General features: G+C 53.7%; 19 protein-coding genes and 1 tRNA gene. 10 read left to right on the top strand and 10 right to left on the bottom strand.

Annotation, left to right across the window (positions count from 1 at the left end; translation table 11 throughout):
- Nucleotides 1-143: 143 nt before the first annotated feature.
- Complete coding sequence (locus IGQ16_RS11735; protein ID WP_367116116.1) at nucleotides 144-335, top strand: spore coat protein U domain-containing protein; 192 nt, start codon at nucleotides 144-146, stop codon at nucleotides 333-335.
- Here the strand turns inward: IGQ16_RS11735 and IGQ16_RS05985 are convergent.
- On the bottom strand, nucleotides 322-693 hold the full coding sequence (locus IGQ16_RS05985) for a ferredoxin-thioredoxin reductase catalytic domain-containing protein (RefSeq protein WP_297060609.1): 372 nt from the start codon (nucleotides 691-693) through the stop codon (nucleotides 322-324). The genes IGQ16_RS11735 and IGQ16_RS05985 overlap by 14 nt on opposite strands.
- Before the next feature lie 77 nt (nucleotides 694-770).
- Nucleotides 771-843 (bottom strand) — tRNA-Ile (locus IGQ16_RS05990).
- Between the two features lie 112 nt (nucleotides 844-955).
- Between IGQ16_RS05990 and IGQ16_RS05995 the strand changes: the two genes are divergently transcribed.
- Together IGQ16_RS05995 and IGQ16_RS06000 are read left to right on the top strand one after the other, a co-directional pair.
- On the top strand, nucleotides 956-2,113 hold the full coding sequence (locus IGQ16_RS05995) for an aminotransferase class V-fold PLP-dependent enzyme (RefSeq protein ID WP_024125589.1): 1,158 nt from the start codon (nucleotides 956-958) through the stop codon (nucleotides 2,111-2,113).
- Between the two features lie 266 nt (nucleotides 2,114-2,379).
- Complete coding sequence (locus IGQ16_RS06000) at nucleotides 2,380-2,733, top strand: hypothetical protein (protein WP_024125590.1); 354 nt, start codon at nucleotides 2,380-2,382, stop codon at nucleotides 2,731-2,733.
- Here the strand turns inward: IGQ16_RS06000 and IGQ16_RS06005 are convergent.
- From IGQ16_RS06005 to IGQ16_RS06025, 5 genes are all read right to left on the bottom strand, one after another.
- The gene (locus tag IGQ16_RS06005; protein ID WP_024125591.1) at nucleotides 2,730-3,002 is read right to left on the bottom strand and encodes a DUF3143 domain-containing protein; all 273 of its coding nucleotides are present in this window, start codon (nucleotides 3,000-3,002) and stop codon (nucleotides 2,730-2,732) included. The genes IGQ16_RS06000 and IGQ16_RS06005 overlap by 4 nt on opposite strands.
- Nucleotides 2,999-3,478 (bottom strand): J domain-containing protein, encoded by a 480-nt coding sequence (locus IGQ16_RS06010; protein WP_024125592.1) that lies wholly within the window; start codon nucleotides 3,476-3,478, stop codon nucleotides 2,999-3,001. The genes IGQ16_RS06005 and IGQ16_RS06010 overlap by 4 nt, the downstream gene beginning before the upstream one ends.
- 8 nt (nucleotides 3,479-3,486) lie before the next feature.
- Entirely contained in the window at nucleotides 3,487-4,707 is a 1,221-nt protein-coding gene (locus IGQ16_RS06015; RefSeq protein ID WP_024125593.1) for a type II secretion system F family protein, read from the bottom strand.
- A gap of 53 nt (nucleotides 4,708-4,760) precedes the next feature.
- Nucleotides 4,761-5,858 (bottom strand): type IV pilus twitching motility protein PilT, encoded by a 1,098-nt coding sequence (locus IGQ16_RS06020; protein ID WP_297060611.1) that lies wholly within the window; start codon nucleotides 5,856-5,858, stop codon nucleotides 4,761-4,763.
- Between the two features lie 66 nt (nucleotides 5,859-5,924).
- On the bottom strand, nucleotides 5,925-7,949 hold the full coding sequence (locus tag IGQ16_RS06025) for a GspE/PulE family protein (RefSeq protein WP_297060613.1): 2,025 nt from the start codon (nucleotides 7,947-7,949) through the stop codon (nucleotides 5,925-5,927).
- Between the two features lie 269 nt (nucleotides 7,950-8,218).
- Between IGQ16_RS06025 and IGQ16_RS06030 the strand changes: the two genes are divergently transcribed.
- From IGQ16_RS06030 to IGQ16_RS06040, 3 genes are read left to right on the top strand one after another with little or no spacing between them, the layout of a single operon-like run.
- On the top strand, nucleotides 8,219-8,443 hold the full coding sequence (locus tag IGQ16_RS06030) for a hypothetical protein (RefSeq protein WP_024125596.1): 225 nt from the start codon (nucleotides 8,219-8,221) through the stop codon (nucleotides 8,441-8,443).
- Nucleotides 8,444-8,641 (top strand): lipopolysaccharide assembly protein LapA domain-containing protein, encoded by a 198-nt coding sequence (locus IGQ16_RS06035; protein WP_024125597.1) that lies wholly within the window; start codon nucleotides 8,444-8,446, stop codon nucleotides 8,639-8,641.
- Nucleotides 8,638-10,179: a right-handed parallel beta-helix repeat-containing protein gene (locus tag IGQ16_RS06040; RefSeq protein ID WP_297060615.1), complete on the top strand. Its 1,542-nt coding sequence runs from the start codon at nucleotides 8,638-8,640 to the stop codon at nucleotides 10,177-10,179. Before IGQ16_RS06035 ends, IGQ16_RS06040 begins: the two co-directional genes overlap by 4 nt.
- Here the strand turns inward: IGQ16_RS06040 and IGQ16_RS06045 are convergent.
- Nucleotides 10,176-11,153: an SPOR domain-containing protein gene (locus tag IGQ16_RS06045; RefSeq protein ID WP_297060617.1), complete on the bottom strand. Its 978-nt coding sequence runs from the start codon at nucleotides 11,151-11,153 to the stop codon at nucleotides 10,176-10,178. The two genes, IGQ16_RS06040 and IGQ16_RS06045, sit on opposite strands and share 4 nt — an antisense overlap.
- Before the next feature lie 109 nt (nucleotides 11,154-11,262).
- Between IGQ16_RS06045 and IGQ16_RS06050 the strand changes: the two genes are divergently transcribed.
- The 3 genes from IGQ16_RS06050 to IGQ16_RS06060 all read left to right on the top strand — a co-directional run bounded on the left by IGQ16_RS06050 (nucleotide 11,263) and on the right by IGQ16_RS06060 (nucleotide 12,520).
- Entirely contained in the window at nucleotides 11,263-11,832 is a 570-nt protein-coding gene (locus IGQ16_RS06050; protein ID WP_297041135.1) for a glycosyltransferase, read from the top strand.
- 75 nt (nucleotides 11,833-11,907) lie between these two features.
- Complete coding sequence (locus IGQ16_RS06055) at nucleotides 11,908-12,204, top strand: hypothetical protein (protein WP_297060619.1); 297 nt, start codon at nucleotides 11,908-11,910, stop codon at nucleotides 12,202-12,204.
- Between the two features lie 178 nt (nucleotides 12,205-12,382).
- A complete protein-coding gene (locus tag IGQ16_RS06060; protein WP_024125599.1) occupies nucleotides 12,383-12,520 on the top strand; it encodes a hypothetical protein in 138 nt (45 codons plus the stop codon).
- Here the strand turns inward: IGQ16_RS06060 and IGQ16_RS06065 are convergent.
- On the bottom strand, nucleotides 12,517-15,279 hold the full coding sequence (locus IGQ16_RS06065) for an SMC family ATPase (protein ID WP_297060620.1): 2,763 nt from the start codon (nucleotides 15,277-15,279) through the stop codon (nucleotides 12,517-12,519). The genes IGQ16_RS06060 and IGQ16_RS06065 overlap by 4 nt on opposite strands.
- 354 nt (nucleotides 15,280-15,633) lie before the next feature.
- Here IGQ16_RS06065 and IGQ16_RS06070 point away from each other — a divergent pair, with 354 nt between their 5' ends.
- Complete coding sequence (locus tag IGQ16_RS06070) at nucleotides 15,634-15,993, top strand: hypothetical protein (protein ID WP_297060622.1); 360 nt, start codon at nucleotides 15,634-15,636, stop codon at nucleotides 15,991-15,993.
- A gap of 22 nt (nucleotides 15,994-16,015) precedes the next feature.
- Here the strand turns inward: IGQ16_RS06070 and IGQ16_RS06075 are convergent.
- A partial coding sequence (locus IGQ16_RS06075; RefSeq protein ID WP_297060624.1) for a thiamine pyrophosphate-binding protein occupies nucleotides 16,016-16,668 on the bottom strand: 653 nt, incomplete at its 5' end.

The following is a 16,668-nucleotide window of genomic DNA, read 5'->3' on the forward strand; positions in this document are numbered from 1 at the left end:
TGCTAACGATGCCACAGGTCAAATTATCTTCCTCTGCAGGAATGTCCAAGATGCAATTACGGTTTGCCTCAGCACTGGCAATGCCGGTGTTTTATCCCTGATTGATAAATAAGCTCCCGCAGGGGGCGCCTTGACTACAATCTTTGCAATACAATCTTCACAGTGACGCCGCTTGCAGCTACCTCTGGGGAGAGGGAACCAGCGAGAGCAACTTGCCTACCCTCGTGCCTGTGAATCATGCCCCTAGAACTCCTGATATTTTTGGCCGCCTTCCCACCCGTCAGTTTGTGTCTGCGGGCATCCACAGCAATAGGATGAAGACTAAGCAACTGTAAAGCGATTGGTTTCCTCCCGAATTTGCTCGAAGGTAATCTCTTGAGCCGTACCCGCAAAGGGATGATCCGGGGTTAGAAAGAGGAGACAGTGACACTCCCGCCGTTCCCGCATGGGCACACAGGGACAGTTCCAGTAGGCGGCTGCCACCTCTGCTTCTTTGTCTTCATAGTGGCGACAGGGACACAAGGGGGAGCCGTAGTCGTCCTTATGTTTAGCTAATCCTTCGAGAACAACTGCTGTTGTCCCTAGATCTGAGCAAAAGTAGGTTCCAGTGCGCTTGGCATAGGTTTCCGCAAACTTGCGCATGGCTTCAAGGTTTTTGTCGGAGGCCTGTTGGGGTTTGTAGCTGCTACTCATGGCAAAATTTGCGACACGAAACTTCTTTCAGTGTAGCGGAAGGCGATCGCTCAATTGGCCTCCCGGGGATTAAAAGATCCAGGGTGCTGGAGTTGAACCAGCCTATGGCGAATTATGAGTTCGCTGCCTCATCCGCTCGGCCAACCCTGGGAAAATCCCTATCATTATCCAATATAGTCCCCCTTGGTGCCTTCTACTGCTCGGTTGCTTGAATAGCCATTGAGTGGGGGATTCCTTGCTAGAGTTTTTGGGAAGATTGGGAATGAAGCCAATTTACTTAGATGGACTGGCCACTACACCGGTGGACCCCCAAGTGTTAGCAGCAATGTTGCCCTATTTTAGCGATCGCCCCGGCAATCCCAGTAATCGTGGCCATGCCTACGGTTGGGAGGCCGCCGCCGCCATTGAGGTTGCCCGCGCAACCATTGCCGCAGCCATCCATGCCCGTCCAGAGGAGATTATTTTTACCAGTGGTGCGACCGAGGCCAACAATCTGGCCATTAAGGGGGTGGCGGAAGCCTACTACAGTCGCGGTCGCCATATCATTACCGTACAGACGGAACACAAGGCGGTGCTTGCTCCCTGCCGCTATTTGGAGTCCCTGGGCTTTCGGGTGACCTATCTGAGGGTGAATGAAAAAGGGTTGATTGATCTCGCTGAGTTAGAGCAAGCCTTTACGCCCGAGACCCTCCTGGTGTCCGTGATGGCTGCCAACAATGAAATTGGCGTGCTACAACCCTTGGCTGAGATTGGTCGCTGCTGTCGCGATCGCGGGGTACTCTTCCACACCGATGCCGCCCAGGCTCTAGGCAAAATTCCCTTGGATGTTCAGGCGCTTCAGGTGGATCTCATGTCCCTGACTGCCCACAAACTCTATGGACCCAAAGGTATTGGTGCCCTCTATGTGCGGCGCGATCGCCCCCGGGTGCAACTGGCGCCTCAACTCCACGGCGGTCCTCAAGAACAGGGCTGGCGATCGGGAACCCTAGCCACTCCCCTCATTGTCGGCTTTGGAGTAGCGGTGCAGCTGGCTCAGGAACGTCAAGCAACGGATATTCCCTATTTGTGGCATCTCAAGGAACGACTGTGGCAGGGGTTGGTTTCCTTGGGGGATATCTATCTCAATGGTGATTGGCAGCAAAGTTTGCCCAACTGTCTCAATATCAGTATTGCTGGGGTTGACGGCAATGCCCTTCTGCGCTCCATTTATCCCTATGTCGCCCTCTCGACGGGGGCAGCCTGTAGTAGTGAAAAACCTACCCCCTCCCATGTTCTCCTTGCCTTGGGGCGATCGCCCACCCTGGCCCGCGCTTCCTTGCGCTTTGGCCTATTGCGCACCACGACAGAGGCTGAGATTGACTTGGCTCTTCAGTGTATTCGTGACAGCATTCAACAGTTGCGCCAAGTGTCCAAGGTCTAGCAAACAACTTTTGTTACATTTATTAACAAAATCCAATTGTTTATATAACTTTACAATATCCGCAAATGCCCATAATTCCATGGTTTTTGTGGGCTAAATCACAACAAATTCAGTAGAGTTACGGATGATCCCCAAGCTCTAAAGTCTATAGAATAATAACGTATGGTAATTCAAACTTTACAAATTAGTTATATACCCTTTTGATGTCTAAAAAAATCGCTGATAGGCGGAAATACAGAAGGGAAAGTGATTTGGGGGTAACGTAAATGACGAAATTACTGCCTATTACTGCCTACACTATTCGCCGTCTGTTGCGGCAGTATCAAGGCCAGCTCAAATCCGTGGTCGCAGAGGGTGCTTCCTTGACCGCCAATCCGGAAGTGGACTTGAATGCAGTGCTGGAAAGTCTCTATTTAGATGAGGAAGAAATCCGCACCCAAGTGGCCGAAATTGAAAGGCTGATGCTGACCTATCAGCTCCTCTTGAAAGTGGGCACGAAAGAACAAGCTGCAGCCATTGAGGAGCGAATTCTCTGGATTTTCGGTCTGAAACGGATCGGCAAGCCATCCAGTGAAACAACACCAGAAATACCCACTATGGCCCCACTATATAGCGTTTAAGGGGCAGCAAAAATCGCTTCTTCCACATCCGCGCGCGGGCAGGAGTACTTAAAAGAACGCTGACTCACACTGCCCGCAAGGCGATCGCGATAGACCACTTGTAACTCCTCAATATCCAAGCAAATCCGAACTGACCACTGGGGATACTCTAACTCCCAACAGTGAATATCTGTTTCGTCCCGCACACAGCCCTTTTGCTGTAGCCATGCTTCAATTTGGGGCAGGGCATGGTTGTAGAGAGGAGTTTGGGGGTTAGGCAGGTTATTCATCCGACTTCTGAGATGCGACTGACAATTTGCAAGATCCATTCTTGCCCCTGTTGGGACAAACCGACAATCACCGCCAGAACCAGACAGCTAACAAAGGTGAGCCCCAAGATAAACAGGGCAAAAAGCTCCCCCGGCGAGAGGGGGCGATCCTCTGGGGGAATGCTGGTAGAACGCCCAGAGCTTTGGGAGCGAGAGCCCCCCCCTCCCCCTGTCCTATGGGGTGGCTTCAACTGAGACTGGCCACGCAAGCGCAATTGCAAGTCATACCACTGCCGTTGCTCTGGGTTGGTCAGCACTGCGTAGGCTTCATTGAGGCGATGAAACTCCTCGCGGGCGATCGCCAGCGGCAATGTCGTCGTATCAGGGTGGTAGAGCTTACTCTTTTCCCGATAAGCACGGCGAATCTCTGCCAACGAGGCCGTGGGCGCCACCTCGAGAATGTCGTAGTGGGTTCGCGACGGGGATAGATGTGCCATGGCAAGGTTTACTTGACCAGATCGAAGATCTTGAACATGGGCAGGTACATCGCCACCAGAATTGACCCTACCATACCCCCTAACACCGCAATCATCAAGGGTTCCATCACACTGGTCAGAGCCTTCACTGCCTGCTCCACTTCATCTTCGTAGAAGTCGGCCACCTTCATAAGCATCTTATCCAATTCCCCTGTCTCCTCGCCCACGTTAATCATCTGGGTGGCTAGAACCGGAAAGACCCGTTCCTGTTGCAGTGCAAGGCTCAACATCCCCCCTGTCTGGACTTGCTTCGCAGCGCGATCAATGGCATTGGAGATGACTTGGTTACCCGCTGTGGCACTTACAATCTCAAGGGAGCGCAAAATCGGCACCCCAGAACGGGACAATGAGCCAAAGGTGCGGCAAAACCGTGCCACCGCCGTTTTTTGGATCAAATCTCCAAAGAGGGGCAACTTTAGCAGCAGACCGTCAATCGTTAGGCGGCCGTTAGGTGTTTTGTAATAGAAACGAATCCCTAAGACCAAACCGATGATAGCAACAATGAGCAACGCCATATACTGGGGCGTGCGCAGGAATTGACTAAGAGCCACCATCATGGCCGTAAAGGGAGGCAGCTCACCTCCCAACTGTTTGAAAATCCCCTCAAACACAGGAATCAGAAAAATCACCATCCCTAGGAAGATGCCCACAGCCAACAGACCCACCACCACAGGATAGGTCAAAGCCGACTTAATCTGGTTGTTAAGGCGAGCCTGATCCTCCAGCAACTTTGAGAGACGGTTGAGCACTTCGTCGAGAACCCCCCCTGTTTCCCCCGCTTGGATCATGGCCACAAATAGGTTATCAAAGGCCTCTGAATGGGGGCGCATGGCATCGGCTAGAGTACTCCCCTGTTGAATATCATTGTTAACTGCCATGAGGATTTTTTTCAGTTTGGGGTTGGTACATTGGTCAGCCAAAACAGCGATCCCGCGCACTAAGGCCACACCAGCATTCACCAGTGCCGCAAACTGACGAGCAAAGATTGCCCGATCCTTCACTGTAATTTTGGAGAGGAAGCTCAGGTCGAGATCCGACTTGAGAGTAAATTTCTGAGCCTCTTTGACCTCTAGAACCTGTACCCCTTGCAACTGCAAAGCCATGCGGGCTTCTCGAGGTGTTGATGCTTCCTCGCGTACCGTTCTGTATTTGCCTTGGGCATCTCGTATCCGCACCTCATAGGTTGCCATGACTCAATACCTCTTTGCTCTCAGATTCATCTGGTGTGCTCGCTGACGGTTCCCTAGCGCACTGCCGCCGCAGGTGCACCTGCCCCAATAAGACGTTGCAGCTCATCTGGACGTGAAGATTTAGCCATTGCTGCCTCATAGGTAATCACCCCCGCCCGATAGTAATCGGCCAAGACTTTTTCGAGGGTTTGCATCCCCAGCTTACCGCCCGTTTGAATTGCCGAATAAATCTGCGATGTCTTGCCTTCGCGAATCAGGTTGGAGATAGCAGGGGTCACTACCATGATCTCTTGGGCCATAACCCGCCCGAATTCACCGGGCTTGGGATTTTTCTTAGGAACCAGTGTTTGGCTGAAGACCGCCACCAACGAGTTGGACAACTGGACGCGAATTTGCTGTTGCTGCTCAGGGGGAAACACATCCACCATGCGGTCAACGGTTTGAGCTGCTGAACTGGTATGCAAAGTGCCCATGACCAAGTGACCCGTTTCCGCTGCTGAGATGGCAAGCTGAATCGTTTCCAGGTCACGCATCTCACCCACAAGGATAATGTCGGGGTCTTCCCGCAGCGCTGCCCGTAGGGCATTGGCAAAACTCTTGGTGTCTTCCCCCACCTGCCGCTGGTGAATCAGGCTCTTGATTGGTTCATAGACAAACTCAATGGGGTCTTCAATCGTCAGAATATGCTCAGCGCGGGTTTTGTTGATCAGGTCAATCATTGCCGCCAAGGTTGTGGTTTTGCCTGATCCCGTCGGCCCAGTCACCAGAATCAAGCCCCGGGGCCGCTCACTCATTTCGCGAACAATGTTGGGCAATCCCAACTGCTCAAACGTGGGAATTTTGGAACTTAAGGCCCGCAAGCAAGCAGCATAGGTACCCCGATCTTTATACACATTGACGCGGAACCGCGCCAAACCTCGCACACCATAGGAGCAGTCCAACTCCCAGTTTTGCTCTAGGTGCTTGCGTTGGCTATTGTTGAGCATGCTGAAGATCAGGCGCTGGCATTGCTCTGGGGTGAGGGGCTCGTAATCCATAGGGGTTAATTTACCGCTGATGCGCACGTAGGGGGGGATACCTGCTGAAATGTGCAAGTCTGAACCACCGTTGGCCACGACCTGCTCCATGAGATCCTCAATCATCAACTCCATAGGGTGCTCCTCGTTTGGTCGTTAAAAGGTTGTCTAGCTTTAGTTTCCTGCTACTTCACTGCTGGTTTAATCCACAAAGCGGGGAGTCATGCAATAGGGACAATCCAGCCACTCAGGCGCCAGTTCAGCGCCACAACCGCGACAGGTCAGCGAGCTCTTCCGCTTGGCTTTCAGCTCTGCCTCTAGCCCGGTGTCTGTAAAGGTAACCCGCTCCACCTCCTCAAGGGTCGTCAGTCCTTGTTTAACAAGCTCCAAGCTGTAGGCCAATAGGGTTTTCATCCCCTCTTCGACGGCAGCTTCTTTAATTTGCTCGGTGGGGGCACCTTGTGTAATCAAGCCTTGTAGCCGTTCGGTCACCCGCATGATTTCGTATACACCAACACGGCCTTTGTAGCCTACACCACCACATTTACTACAGATGGGCTGGCCACTGGCTTTGGCCGCTTGAATCTGCTCGGGTGTGAGTTTATTGGCTTTGTAGAGGGTGAGGTTGACATCTTTGGAGGCGGACAAGCCAAAGCGTGCCAGTTCCTCGCGGGTGGGCGTATAGGGAATGCGACACTCACTACATACCCGTCGCATGAGGCGCTGGGCAACAACACCGATTAAGGAAGCGGAGACCATGAAGGGTTCCACCCCCATTTCCGAGAGACGAGCAACCGCACTGGCTGCGTCGTTGGTGTGCAGGGTGGTTAACACCAAGTGACCGGTCAAGGCAGCCTCAATAGCGGTTTTTGCTGTTTCTTTATCGCGGGTTTCCCCCACCAGAATCACATCCGGGTCTTGGCGGAGAAAGGCGCGCAGAATTGAGGCAAAGTCCATCCCTTTTTCCCGAATAACCTGCACCTGCGTCAAGCCGGGTAGGGTGTATTCAATCGGGTCTTCTGCGGTACTGATATTGACGCCGGGGCTATTGCACTCGGCAAGGGCAGAGTAGAGGGTTGTCGTTTTCCCTGAACCCGTGGGACCGGTCACTAGGATCAAGCCAAAGGGGCGCTTCGTCATTTCCCGGACAATGGCCAGACTCTCTGGGTCGGTGATGAGTTTATCGAGGCCTAACTGGGTAGCGGAATTATCAAGGATCCGCAAACAGACTTTTTCGCCCCAGCGGCTGGGTAGGGTGTTCACCCGGAAGTCTACACGTCGCCCCTGGAACATTTTGCGAATGCGGCCATCTTGGGGGGCACGCCGCTCGGCAATGTCGAGGTCAGCCAGGATTTTGAAGCGAGAAACCACCGCTGGCACGATTTTCTTCGGCAGGGGGTCAAAGGCTTGGTGCAGCACCCCATCTTTGCGGAAACGAATCCGTAGGTATTCTTCCTGGGGTTCTACGTGGATGTCAGACACCCCTTCGGTGAGGGCTTTGGCTAGGATTTTGTTCACAAGGGCAATAATCGGCGCGTCCTCTGCCCCCCTTAGGGCTTCGGCTAGGTCAACCTCCTGCTCCCCTTCAATCTCTTCAAGGCCACCCATGGCTTCAATGTCTTCTTCGATGTTGATTTCACCGATCGCCGCGGGGGCATTTTTGCTGGCGGTGGTTTCTGCTACCTGTTTATTGAGAATCGGATCAATGAGGCGCTGGTAGTCCTCTAGGGTGATCACCATCCGCTTGAGCGTGAGGTTGTGACTCCGCAGCAGACGGGTGAGGTTGTCAATAGCTTGGAGGTTGTCGGGATCTACCATCGCCACCAATAGATAGGGGGGGTCGGCATCAAGGTGCTTGGCAATGGGGATGACTTGGTAGGTGCGGCAGGTATCAATCGGTACAATCGTGTTGATCAATTCCTCGATTTGCTCGGTGGGGAAACGATTCAGTTCGGGATCGAGGCAATCAACCCCATAGATCACTTTCAGCTCAAAAAGCTGTTGTTTGTGGTACTGGCGTAACACATCGGGGGGCATGGTGTTGCCTGTAATCTCCTGCAACACGGCTACTAGGGACTTGCCGGTTTTGCGGGCGGTGTTCATGGCTTCCCGCACTTGATCGATACTGGCGTAACCGGAGGCAACAATGGCACGTTCTGTGGGGCTAGCGGCTCTACCCCGCACGGTAAGGGCTTTGCGAGAGGAAGAGGGGGATGTGTTGACCATAGGGCGTCTTGGGGTCTGGATGACTTGCCTACTATAGTAGCAACAACCTTCCCAAAGATTTAATGGGTATTTTCACGATTTATTTTTATTGATATTTTTGTTGACAATTCTTGTTATGAACGTTTCCCAACCGCGATCGCCAGGTTTTGCATAGGCTGAAAATGATTGCCAGTCCTGCGGCACATTAGGAACTACTAGAACTACTAGTTATCTTTTTTCCCTGTTAGCGCGTCCTCGCAATTCCCTCATGACCTGTGGAGGTTTGCCCTATGCGTGTCAAAGACGTGATTTTGCCCCTACTGGTGGTTGGTTTGGTCTTTGTTGGTTTTGGCGATCGCTTTTTGCCAGCACCTTTGAGCACAGCGAGTGCCAGTACCCGCGAGCAATTGAATGGCTTTCTCAAGGGAATCTTTACGGGGTTTTCCACCTATAACCGCTACCATAAGACGGAGGAGATGATTCGCCAAGCAGAACAAGCTGAGAGAAAAAAATAAATGCGTCGCTTTTTGCTCTTTTTACTCTGGATGATCAGCAGTGGGGCGATCGCCCTCTTTTCAGTACAGAACGCAAAAGCGGTGTCCCTAAAATTTTTATTTTGGCAATCCATTGAGATGCCCCTTGGCTTGCTGCTGATCTTTGTGGCAGCGATCGCCCTGTGGGTGCCCTATTTAGCCCGTCCGCTGCGGCGATGAAGGGGCAACCTCTGCTGTGCATTGTGCTGGTGATGGTCTTATTCTTGATTGGGCAACCCAAAATTGCGGCAATTTCGGCCGCAGCCCTAACCCTAGAAGTCAATCCAGCCGATCCCCAAGCCAGTGATGCTGGCACGGGAATGCCAACAACTCCTTTTCGCACCATTGGTGCTGCCTTGGCGTGGGCCCAGGCCCACGATCGCCCCACAGAGATTTACATTCATGGCGGGATTTATCGGGAGGCCCTAGGAACAATTCGTCATCGGCAGACGCCCCTTCGACTGCTGGCTAAGGCGGGCGATCGCGTGATTTTGCGCGGCAGTCAACGATGGTCAGATTGGCAAGTGGTCTCTAGTACTCCGAACTTCACCATTTACCGTCACCCTTGGACCTTGGCTTGGGGCTTTTCGGGTAATCCATGGACGGCATTTCACATTGAGTTACCCCCTGTGGCGCAGCGGGGCGAACTGGTGTGGTGGCAAGATACTCCCCTGCGGCAGCGGCTCTCCTTCCTAGAGTTGCAGGGCAATGATTTCTACGTGGATGATCCAGAGCAGCAACTGTATGTGGCATTGCCTGCGGGCGTCTCACCCAGTGAATTAGAAGTAGCTGTTCACCGTGAGGCTTTACGAATTTTAGACAGTGGTTTGATCAGTTTGGTGGGGCTACGCTTTGAACACTATGGCGGCACATTTACCCAGGCGGTGCGCATTGAACGCAGCCATGACATCGAGGTCAAAGACTGTACTTTTTGGGCAAATAATTGGGGCGGCCTCGAAAGTCATCGGAGCGATCGCCTGCGGGTGGAGCGAACGCAGTTTCTGCAAAATGGCTGGCGGGGCATGGCGGGGGTTCACTTGCGGGGCTTCACAGTCCAACAGGTGCTTGTCCACGGGAATAATTGGCGGGGGGGATGGGCAGGCTTTTACGATTGGGATGCGGGGGAGAAGTACTTTCATCTGCGCGGCGCCGTCTTTGATCGCTACCGCGCCATTGGGAATCAAGCAGCCGGTCTGTGGCTTGACACCGATAATCAAAACGTCGAGATTCGGCGATCGCAATTTGTCGGTAATGCCGTGGTTGGTCTTTTCCTAGAGGCGGGCACGGGGCCCGTCACAATTGAAGATTCCTTAATTGCCTATAACTACAGCATCGCCCCCAACTATCTGCAAACTCCCGGCATTTTTGGCTGGGCGGCTGCCCATGTGACCCTGCGCCGCAACTGGATTTGGGAAAACCAAGGGGCACAAATTGGCGTCCGCGATCCTTCGCCCCGAACCGTCACCCTACCCGAAACTGGTGAGGAGGTCACGATTACGTCTCAAGATTGGCACCTAGAAGGGAATTGGATTGGCAGCCACCAAGAGCTGCTCCTGACAACCCTCAAGGGGGAAGCCTTCCTGCAGACACTGAGACTGGAGGATAACCACTGGTGGACTGACGCTCCCTACCCCTTTCGCCTAGAGGGGGAAAATGTCACTTGGTTACAGTGGCAGGAACGATATGGCCATCCCAGCGATCGCTGGCTTCTTCCCTAGAGGCGATCGCGCAACTGGTTGACCATTGCTTGGGCCGAGGCCTCATCCACAAACATCCCCAGTTGAATCTTGGTTTGATCGCCATTCCCCACTAAAAAGGCATCGGGTACGACGGCTTGGGCCTTTTCTAAATCCGCCGGTGCCTTGTAGGGAGCCAGCACATAGTAGCGACCATTGGTTGTTTTTTCGATAAAGAGCTGTGTCCTCTGTTCAGGTTCAGATGAGGTTGGGCTGGTCGCAGGAGTGGGTAATGCACTCGGAGCTGGAGTGGCCGCAGGTTCCAATTGAGCAAGGGTGCTGCGGTTGACATCGGGAAATTCCCGTGCAGTCATATCAGGACCGACGGGGGGCGTGGGTGATTCTGCTTTTGGGGTTGAAGGTATGGAGGCAGGTGATTCAGTGGCAACGGGAGCGGATCGGCGGTTGAACCACCACAGGGCTGCGCCACCTAACCCGGCAAGAATGCCAACAACAACTAACCAGCGTTGCACAAGATGTTGACTATTGCTTTCGCGCCGCTGCAACCAAGGACGCTGTTGATTTTTGCGTGCCTGCTTGAGCAGCTCACGGGTGGAGGCAAAGGGGCGCTTTGTTGGGGTTGGCGTTTGGGGGGCAGGGGGATCACTCGAATAAGACTGGGGTAACAGTTTTGCTAAATCTGTGGGATCAAACTCAAAAAATGGATCCGCAAGTCCCTCATTGGTGTGTTCATCGGTGGCCGGTGCTGTTTCAGGAGTCGGAGCTAAAGAACCGATGACGGGAGGAGCGGTTGGGGCAACGGGTTCTGGGGCAGCGGTCGGGGGAACACTCGGTTGGGGGGGGATCGCAGATGGGTCAACAGGCAGCGCCTCAAAGGGGGAATGGGCTTGCACCATGCGATGGCAGCGATATTGGGTGAGTTCTGCCTCTAAACTAAGGTGGAGGCAAGCCAAAGCCGCTTGCAAACGCTGGCGATCGACGGTGGCAGAAGTCATAGCAATCGCTCCGAAAACAGTGCCCTAGAGTTCTTTGAGTTAACGCACTCTCCCGATGGATTATGCAACAGACGGTGCAAGTTCGCCAAAATGGCGCAAACTCCCACTCTTGAGTGTTTGCATTCCCGCCTATAACCGCCCCCAAGGACTGGTGGAAGGGGTGCGCTCAGTGGTGGCAGCGCTGCCCCGTGAGTACCACGATCAAGTGGAAATCATCATTACCGATGATTCTGCCACGCCAACAGCAGTACACGACTTGCTCGCTCCCTGGTTAGGCCACTGGCACTACCAGCACAATGCCCAACGCCTAGGAATGGTGGCCAACTGGAATGCGAGTTTAGCCAAGGCCGCTGGGGAGTTTATCCTGCTGTTGCACGATGATGATTACCTACTACCCCAAGGAATTACGACGATTCTAGCAACCCTCAGGAAGTACGGTAGCCAGTTTGATGTCTTTCTCTTTGGGGTGCATCTGGTAGATTCCCATCAGCGCTGTTGGCGACGGCAGATACCCCGCCGGCAAGGATGGCTCCCTCCGGCTCAAGCCCTCAGGCAATTGCTGCGTCATTCCTCATTTGTGCGGTTTCCAGCCTTGATCTGGCGGCGATCGCTCCTAGACGAGGTCGGCGATTTTGATCCCGCCTACGGCGAAGCCACAGACCTCTACCAGTGGCTATGATTCTTTGCCCAAAAGGGTGTTTACACCGTTCCTTGCGCCACCGCCGCCTACACGATCCACGATCAAGCCCTGACGATGGGAATGTTCCAGGCCCAGACCTTGGCCACTTTAGGGCGTATTTTTGCCGCCGCCGCTGATTTATCCATTCTCTCACCAGCGGAACTACGGCAGTGCCAGTGTGACTTTTTTCACCAGTTTATCTTGGCCGGAACATGGCGATTTTTGCGCCGATGGCAGTGGCAACGGGCACAGGCGGTGTACCAGCTTTTGAATCTACCAGAGGTGGTTGCCTTGGGGCGATCGCGCCGCTGGCAAGGCTTGCGTTGGCTCTTGGGGACTTGGCTGTGGCTACTGCAACAGGTTAGCTCCTAGGCGGGAGCCCCACCCTCTACCGTTGCACAGCCGGCCCATCGGGCAGCGGTGAGCGTTGGGAGTCTGTCGCGGACTGCCATCAATCGTAACAACTCGTTATCCTGAGGCCCACTCCCAGAAAAGCAGCCTAAAATTAATTTGGTTACTGTGGATTCAATGGTGCTTGGAGTTTATTCCTATGGCCACGGATTTTAATCGCGGCATTATGAAGTTTGATGGTGCCGACAGCCCGGCGATGATCGCGATTTCTGCTGTTTTGATTCTTGGCTTTATTGCAGCACTGATTTGGTGGGCACTCCACACCGCTTACGCCTAAAGGCGCGATCGCTCCAGGTGGATCGTGTGCTCGGTGAGGGCTTCAAAGGTTTCATCGTGGCTAATGACAAAAAGTTGATGAAAACTTTTGAGGTTGCTGAGGCTCTCCGCCAGTTGTTGGCGGCGCACTTGATCCATATTGGTGGTTGGCTCATCAAAAAAGGCAATGTCGGTGTTCACGAGTACCCGTAGCAGGGCAAGGCGCACCGCAAGGGCAGCACACATTTGCTCACCCCCCGAGAGGCTTTTGAAGGGCCGCCAGTAGCCGCCTTCATTCACTTGAATTTCGTAGTCCGATGTCCATTGGAGCGCTACATCAGGGCGGTTAAGAAGCTCCCGCAGTAGGCGATCGGCTTCGGCAGAAACGGTGTGCAGATAGGCTGCACTGACCCGAGGACCGCTCCTTCTGAAAATGTCGCGGGCGGTCTCAATTAGATGGTGGTGGTTGCGCGCCGCTGCCAGATGCTGCAGCGTTTTTTCCTTCGCGGCGGCAACTTCATCAAGATGCTTGAGGGTTGCAAGGCAGTTTTGGTACTGCTTTTCCTTTTCGGGAATGGCACCAAGGTGCCGTTGATACTCACGGTGTAGGGTCTCGTAGCGATCGCGGACGGCCTCGAAAGCAGCTAAATCCAGCTTCTGCTCTTGGGCCTTGTACGCTGCTTGAGCTTTGGCAAGGTCGGCGTTTAACTGATTGGCTTCTTGGGTCGCTGTTCTCAGGGCAGCTTCATAGGTCTCTACTTGGGCAGCCTGCTGTTGATGTTGGAGATAGGTATCATAGCTGGAACGTAGTCTGGCTAGTTCATCGCTAAGCTGTTGCCGCTGTTCTTCGAGGGCGGCGTAGCGTTGGCGTTCTCCGTAGAGGGGAATGAGGCGGGCTTGCAGGCTGGCCTGTTGGCTGCACAAACGCTCGTAGTCCGCTTCCAGTTGGGGGGCTGCTGCCTGCTGCTCCAGTAACAGTTGCCGCTGGGCATGGGGTTGACCAAGCTTGGCTCGTTCTTGACGTAATTTGTGCAGGCGGCGCTCGAGATCAGCCAGTTCTTGGCTGAGGGGTTCTAGGGCTTGCTGGCGATCGCCCAACTGTCTAAGCTCTGTTTCCAAACGGCTGCGTTCCTCCTCAAGGGCTTGGGCTTGCAAGAGCGATCGCTCTGCTGCGGCAGCCAGGGCAATGTCAGCTTCTAACTGTTTTAACCTCTGGTTGAGGGCAGGAATAGCTGCGGGATCGGTGAGGGTTTGTCGCAGGGCCATGAGTTGATCCAAAAGCCAGTGATAGTTCTGCTGAAGCTGTTGGAGTGCCCCTAGCCCCTCTTGAATAGCGGCGGCAACGAGGGAAAATTCCTGAGCTGCCGTGAGGCCTGCAATGGCTGCCGTCACAAGGGCATCGCCTACCGCGGCTTGGCTTTGAGCTGTATTGAGAATGGGATCCAGGGTGGCGGCAAAGGCATGGGCGGCGCTGGCATGGTTGAGTTGGGCCTGGAGTTGCTCCCGTTGTGCTTGTTTAGCGCTCAGGGTGGCGGCTAAGGGACGCTGTTGCTCTAGGGCTTGCACCTGTTGGTCAATTTCCGCAAGGCGCCTTTGCAGCGTTGCCGCTTGTTCCTTGAGGTGGCGCAGTTGTTGGTCCGCCTGTTGGGCTTGCTGGTAGCGTGCCTCAAGGGGAGCAATTTCGGCATCGAGGGCGTCGGCGGCGGCAATTTGGGGTTCCAGGGCAGCGAGTTGGCTGGCAATGGTGGCGATTGCTTGGCGTTGGCTTTCAATACTGGCCAATTGGGTGGCTAGCTTTTGTTGCTGCTGCTCCAGTTTGCGAATGTTTTGCTCAAGGGCAGCCCGTTCCCGCAGTTGCTGGTCGAGCTCTTGGTAGTAAGCCTCCTGCTGACGATAGCGATCGTAGTCGGATTGCAATTGCTGGCACTGGGCTTGACTTTCGCGGGCAGCGGTCAACTGGCGCTGGCGATCGCGACACAATTCCTCCTGCTGACGCAGTTGGGCTTCCAGGCGTTCGCAGGTTTGCTGAAGACGGTTCAGCGTTTCAACGGCAGCTTCGTATTCCTGTTTTTCAGCGGCCAAGGCCTGGCATTCCTGTTGTAATTCCTCGCACCGCTGGCGATCGCGCTCTAGCTCCGCGGCTAAGGCTGTTGCCTGTTGTTCGTACTGCGATTGCGTGGCCAATTCCTGGTTCTGGACAGCCAACTGACGCTCTAGGGATGCCACCTGCTCTTGAGAAAAATTCACAAGGGCAAGGGCATTGTCAAAGGCTTGGCGATAATCACTCACCTGCAAAATGGGTTCAAAAATTTGACGCCGCTGCGCTGGCGGTTTGAGAAAATCCGCTGTCATCATTCCTTGGGGAATGCCAATGATCTGCTCAAAGAGATCTTTGAGGGGAAAGGCACTGCGGATACCGAGGTGTTCCTGCAACCAAGCGTGGACATCTTCACGCAAAGACAGACCCAGTTCCCCCACTTGCGGATCAACAATTGAGTAGCCCGTCTGCGTATTGCGGCGCACGATGTAGGAGCGACCATCGGCTGCGGAGATAAACTGGACGATGGCTTCGGCACGCTGAGTGCCCCTGCGAATAATGGCCTTATTAAAGCCATTGCCATAGCCCGATGTTGCATCAAAGAGGACCCAAGCGATCGCTTCAAAAATACTGGTTTTGCCTGCACCATTCTCACCACAGATGACATTTACACCGGGCATAAACTCAAAGGTGCGCTCGCGGTGGGTCTTAAAGTTTTTTAGGGTCAGGCACTGAATTTCCACCGGATATCTCCATTAGCAGGGATTTGACATGTAGAAAACGATCCATACTTTTACAAAAGTTTACTAGGGCTTAAGTCTTCTTGAAAAAGTTGCCATTGTCTGATGATTTTCCTTAGGCTGGATCTCAGTCATCTATGGTAGTGATTGATATTCCTAACTTCCTAGGAAAGCTTCCTAGGAAAGCTAAGTCTCCGCACCCTATGCCCCCCATCCTAGGTAGCTGCTGCGCACGGATAATGTTTGCTTTATCAAGCGTATTTCTAGTGCCTAGGGTTAAGGAATCCCACTTCCCTATTTTCCCAAGAGGCAGTTGAGTTGACAACTACAGCATTCCACCGTGAGAGGATTTGAACCGTGGATTTATTACATAAGCAGATTCTGGTTCTGAGTAACAAAATTGATGCTTTGTACCAGATCGTTGAACAACTCAACCAAAAGGTTTCTAAGGCCTTAGAGGAAGGGCGGCTCAAGCCGCTGCCGACCACCCCTGCGGAGCAGACCCCCCCGCCAAAACCTCGCCCCTTGGTGAGTACCCTAGAGCACAAGGATATTCTTGTGGATGATGACTATGGCCAGGTGCGTCACCTCAGTGGCGATCGCCCCCTGAGTCCTGAGATTCAAATTCAACGGCTCACGGCACAACTCACAGCCGCCTATAACCAAATTGCTGCCCTTGAGGAGCAGTTGCTTTCCCACCACAGTCACAGTCACTAAAGGGGCACTAAAGGAGCAAAACTCAGCCCCCAAGATGGGCGAGTACCTGCTGTCGCCATTGGGCGTTCTGGTGGCGATCGCTCCTAAATTCCAAAAGCCGTATCTTTGGCCAAGGGGTCTGGCGAAGCTGTACCGCCACATCAGCCCAGTCCTTCAGACAGTGGTAGGGAATGCCGTAGGCAGCGGCAAGGCAACTAAAATCCACCTGCTGTGGTGTGGCAAAAAAGGCTTCGAAGGGCGGATCAAACTGGCGAATCGGCAAATGCTCAAAAATACCGCCCCCCCTATTGTTGATCAGCAGCACGGTCAGACATCCTTGAAACTGAGGTGTGATCAGCCAGCCATTGGTATCGTGCAAGCAGGCCAAGTCCCCAGTGATCAAGAGAGTTGGTTGACCGCGATGGGCAACCCCCAAGGCACTGGACAATGTGCCATCAATGCCGTTGGCCCCGCGATTAAAGTAAAAGCGATGGCGGCGATTGCTCCCATGCCAGACACTCTCAACATCGCGCACGGGCATACTACTGGCAACAAAGATTGCCGTTTGCGATGGCAACCACTGGGGCAGATGGTAAATTAGCTTGGCCTCCGAGAACCAATCAATGGCCTCAAATGTCCGCTTCAGCTGCTCCCGTACTCGTTGATCCTGGTCTTGCCAGTCCTTGAGGTAGGGGT

The organism is Thermosynechococcus sp. M3746_W2019_013, from assembly GCF_015296045.1.
Classification (GTDB): domain Bacteria; phylum Cyanobacteriota; class Cyanobacteriia; order Thermosynechococcales; family Thermosynechococcaceae; genus Thermosynechococcus.

Bases quoted from the DNA above. Each gene is read 5' to 3' on its own strand.
- IGQ16_RS05985 (WP_297060609.1), bottom strand. From the start codon at position 693: ATGAGTAGCAGCTACAAACCCCAACAGGCCTCCGACAAAAACCTTGAA.
- IGQ16_RS05995 (WP_024125589.1), top strand. From the start codon at position 956: ATGAAGCCAATTTACTTAGATGGACTGGCCACTACACCGGTGGACCCC.
- IGQ16_RS06000 (WP_024125590.1), top strand. From the start codon at position 2,380: ATGACGAAATTACTGCCTATTACTGCCTACACTATTCGCCGTCTGTTG.
- IGQ16_RS06005 (WP_024125591.1), bottom strand. From the start codon at position 3,002: ATGAATAACCTGCCTAACCCCCAAACTCCTCTCTACAACCATGCCCTG.
- IGQ16_RS06010 (WP_024125592.1), bottom strand. From the start codon at position 3,478: ATGGCACATCTATCCCCGTCGCGAACCCACTACGACATTCTCGAGGTG.
- IGQ16_RS06015 (WP_024125593.1), bottom strand. From the start codon at position 4,707: ATGGCAACCTATGAGGTGCGGATACGAGATGCCCAAGGCAAATACAGA.
- IGQ16_RS06020 (WP_297060611.1), bottom strand. From the start codon at position 5,858: ATGGAGTTGATGATTGAGGATCTCATGGAGCAGGTCGTGGCCAACGGT.
- IGQ16_RS06025 (WP_297060613.1), bottom strand. From the start codon at position 7,949: ATGGTCAACACATCCCCCTCTTCCTCTCGCAAAGCCCTTACCGTGCGG.
- IGQ16_RS06030 (WP_024125596.1), top strand. From the start codon at position 8,219: ATGCGTGTCAAAGACGTGATTTTGCCCCTACTGGTGGTTGGTTTGGTC.
- IGQ16_RS06035 (WP_024125597.1), top strand. From the start codon at position 8,444: ATGCGTCGCTTTTTGCTCTTTTTACTCTGGATGATCAGCAGTGGGGCG.
- IGQ16_RS06040 (WP_297060615.1), top strand. From the start codon at position 8,638: ATGAAGGGGCAACCTCTGCTGTGCATTGTGCTGGTGATGGTCTTATTC.
- IGQ16_RS06045 (WP_297060617.1), bottom strand. From the start codon at position 11,153: ATGACTTCTGCCACCGTCGATCGCCAGCGTTTGCAAGCGGCTTTGGCT.
- IGQ16_RS06055 (WP_297060619.1), top strand. From the start codon at position 11,908: ATGGGAATGTTCCAGGCCCAGACCTTGGCCACTTTAGGGCGTATTTTT.
- IGQ16_RS06060 (WP_024125599.1), top strand. From the start codon at position 12,383: ATGGCCACGGATTTTAATCGCGGCATTATGAAGTTTGATGGTGCCGAC.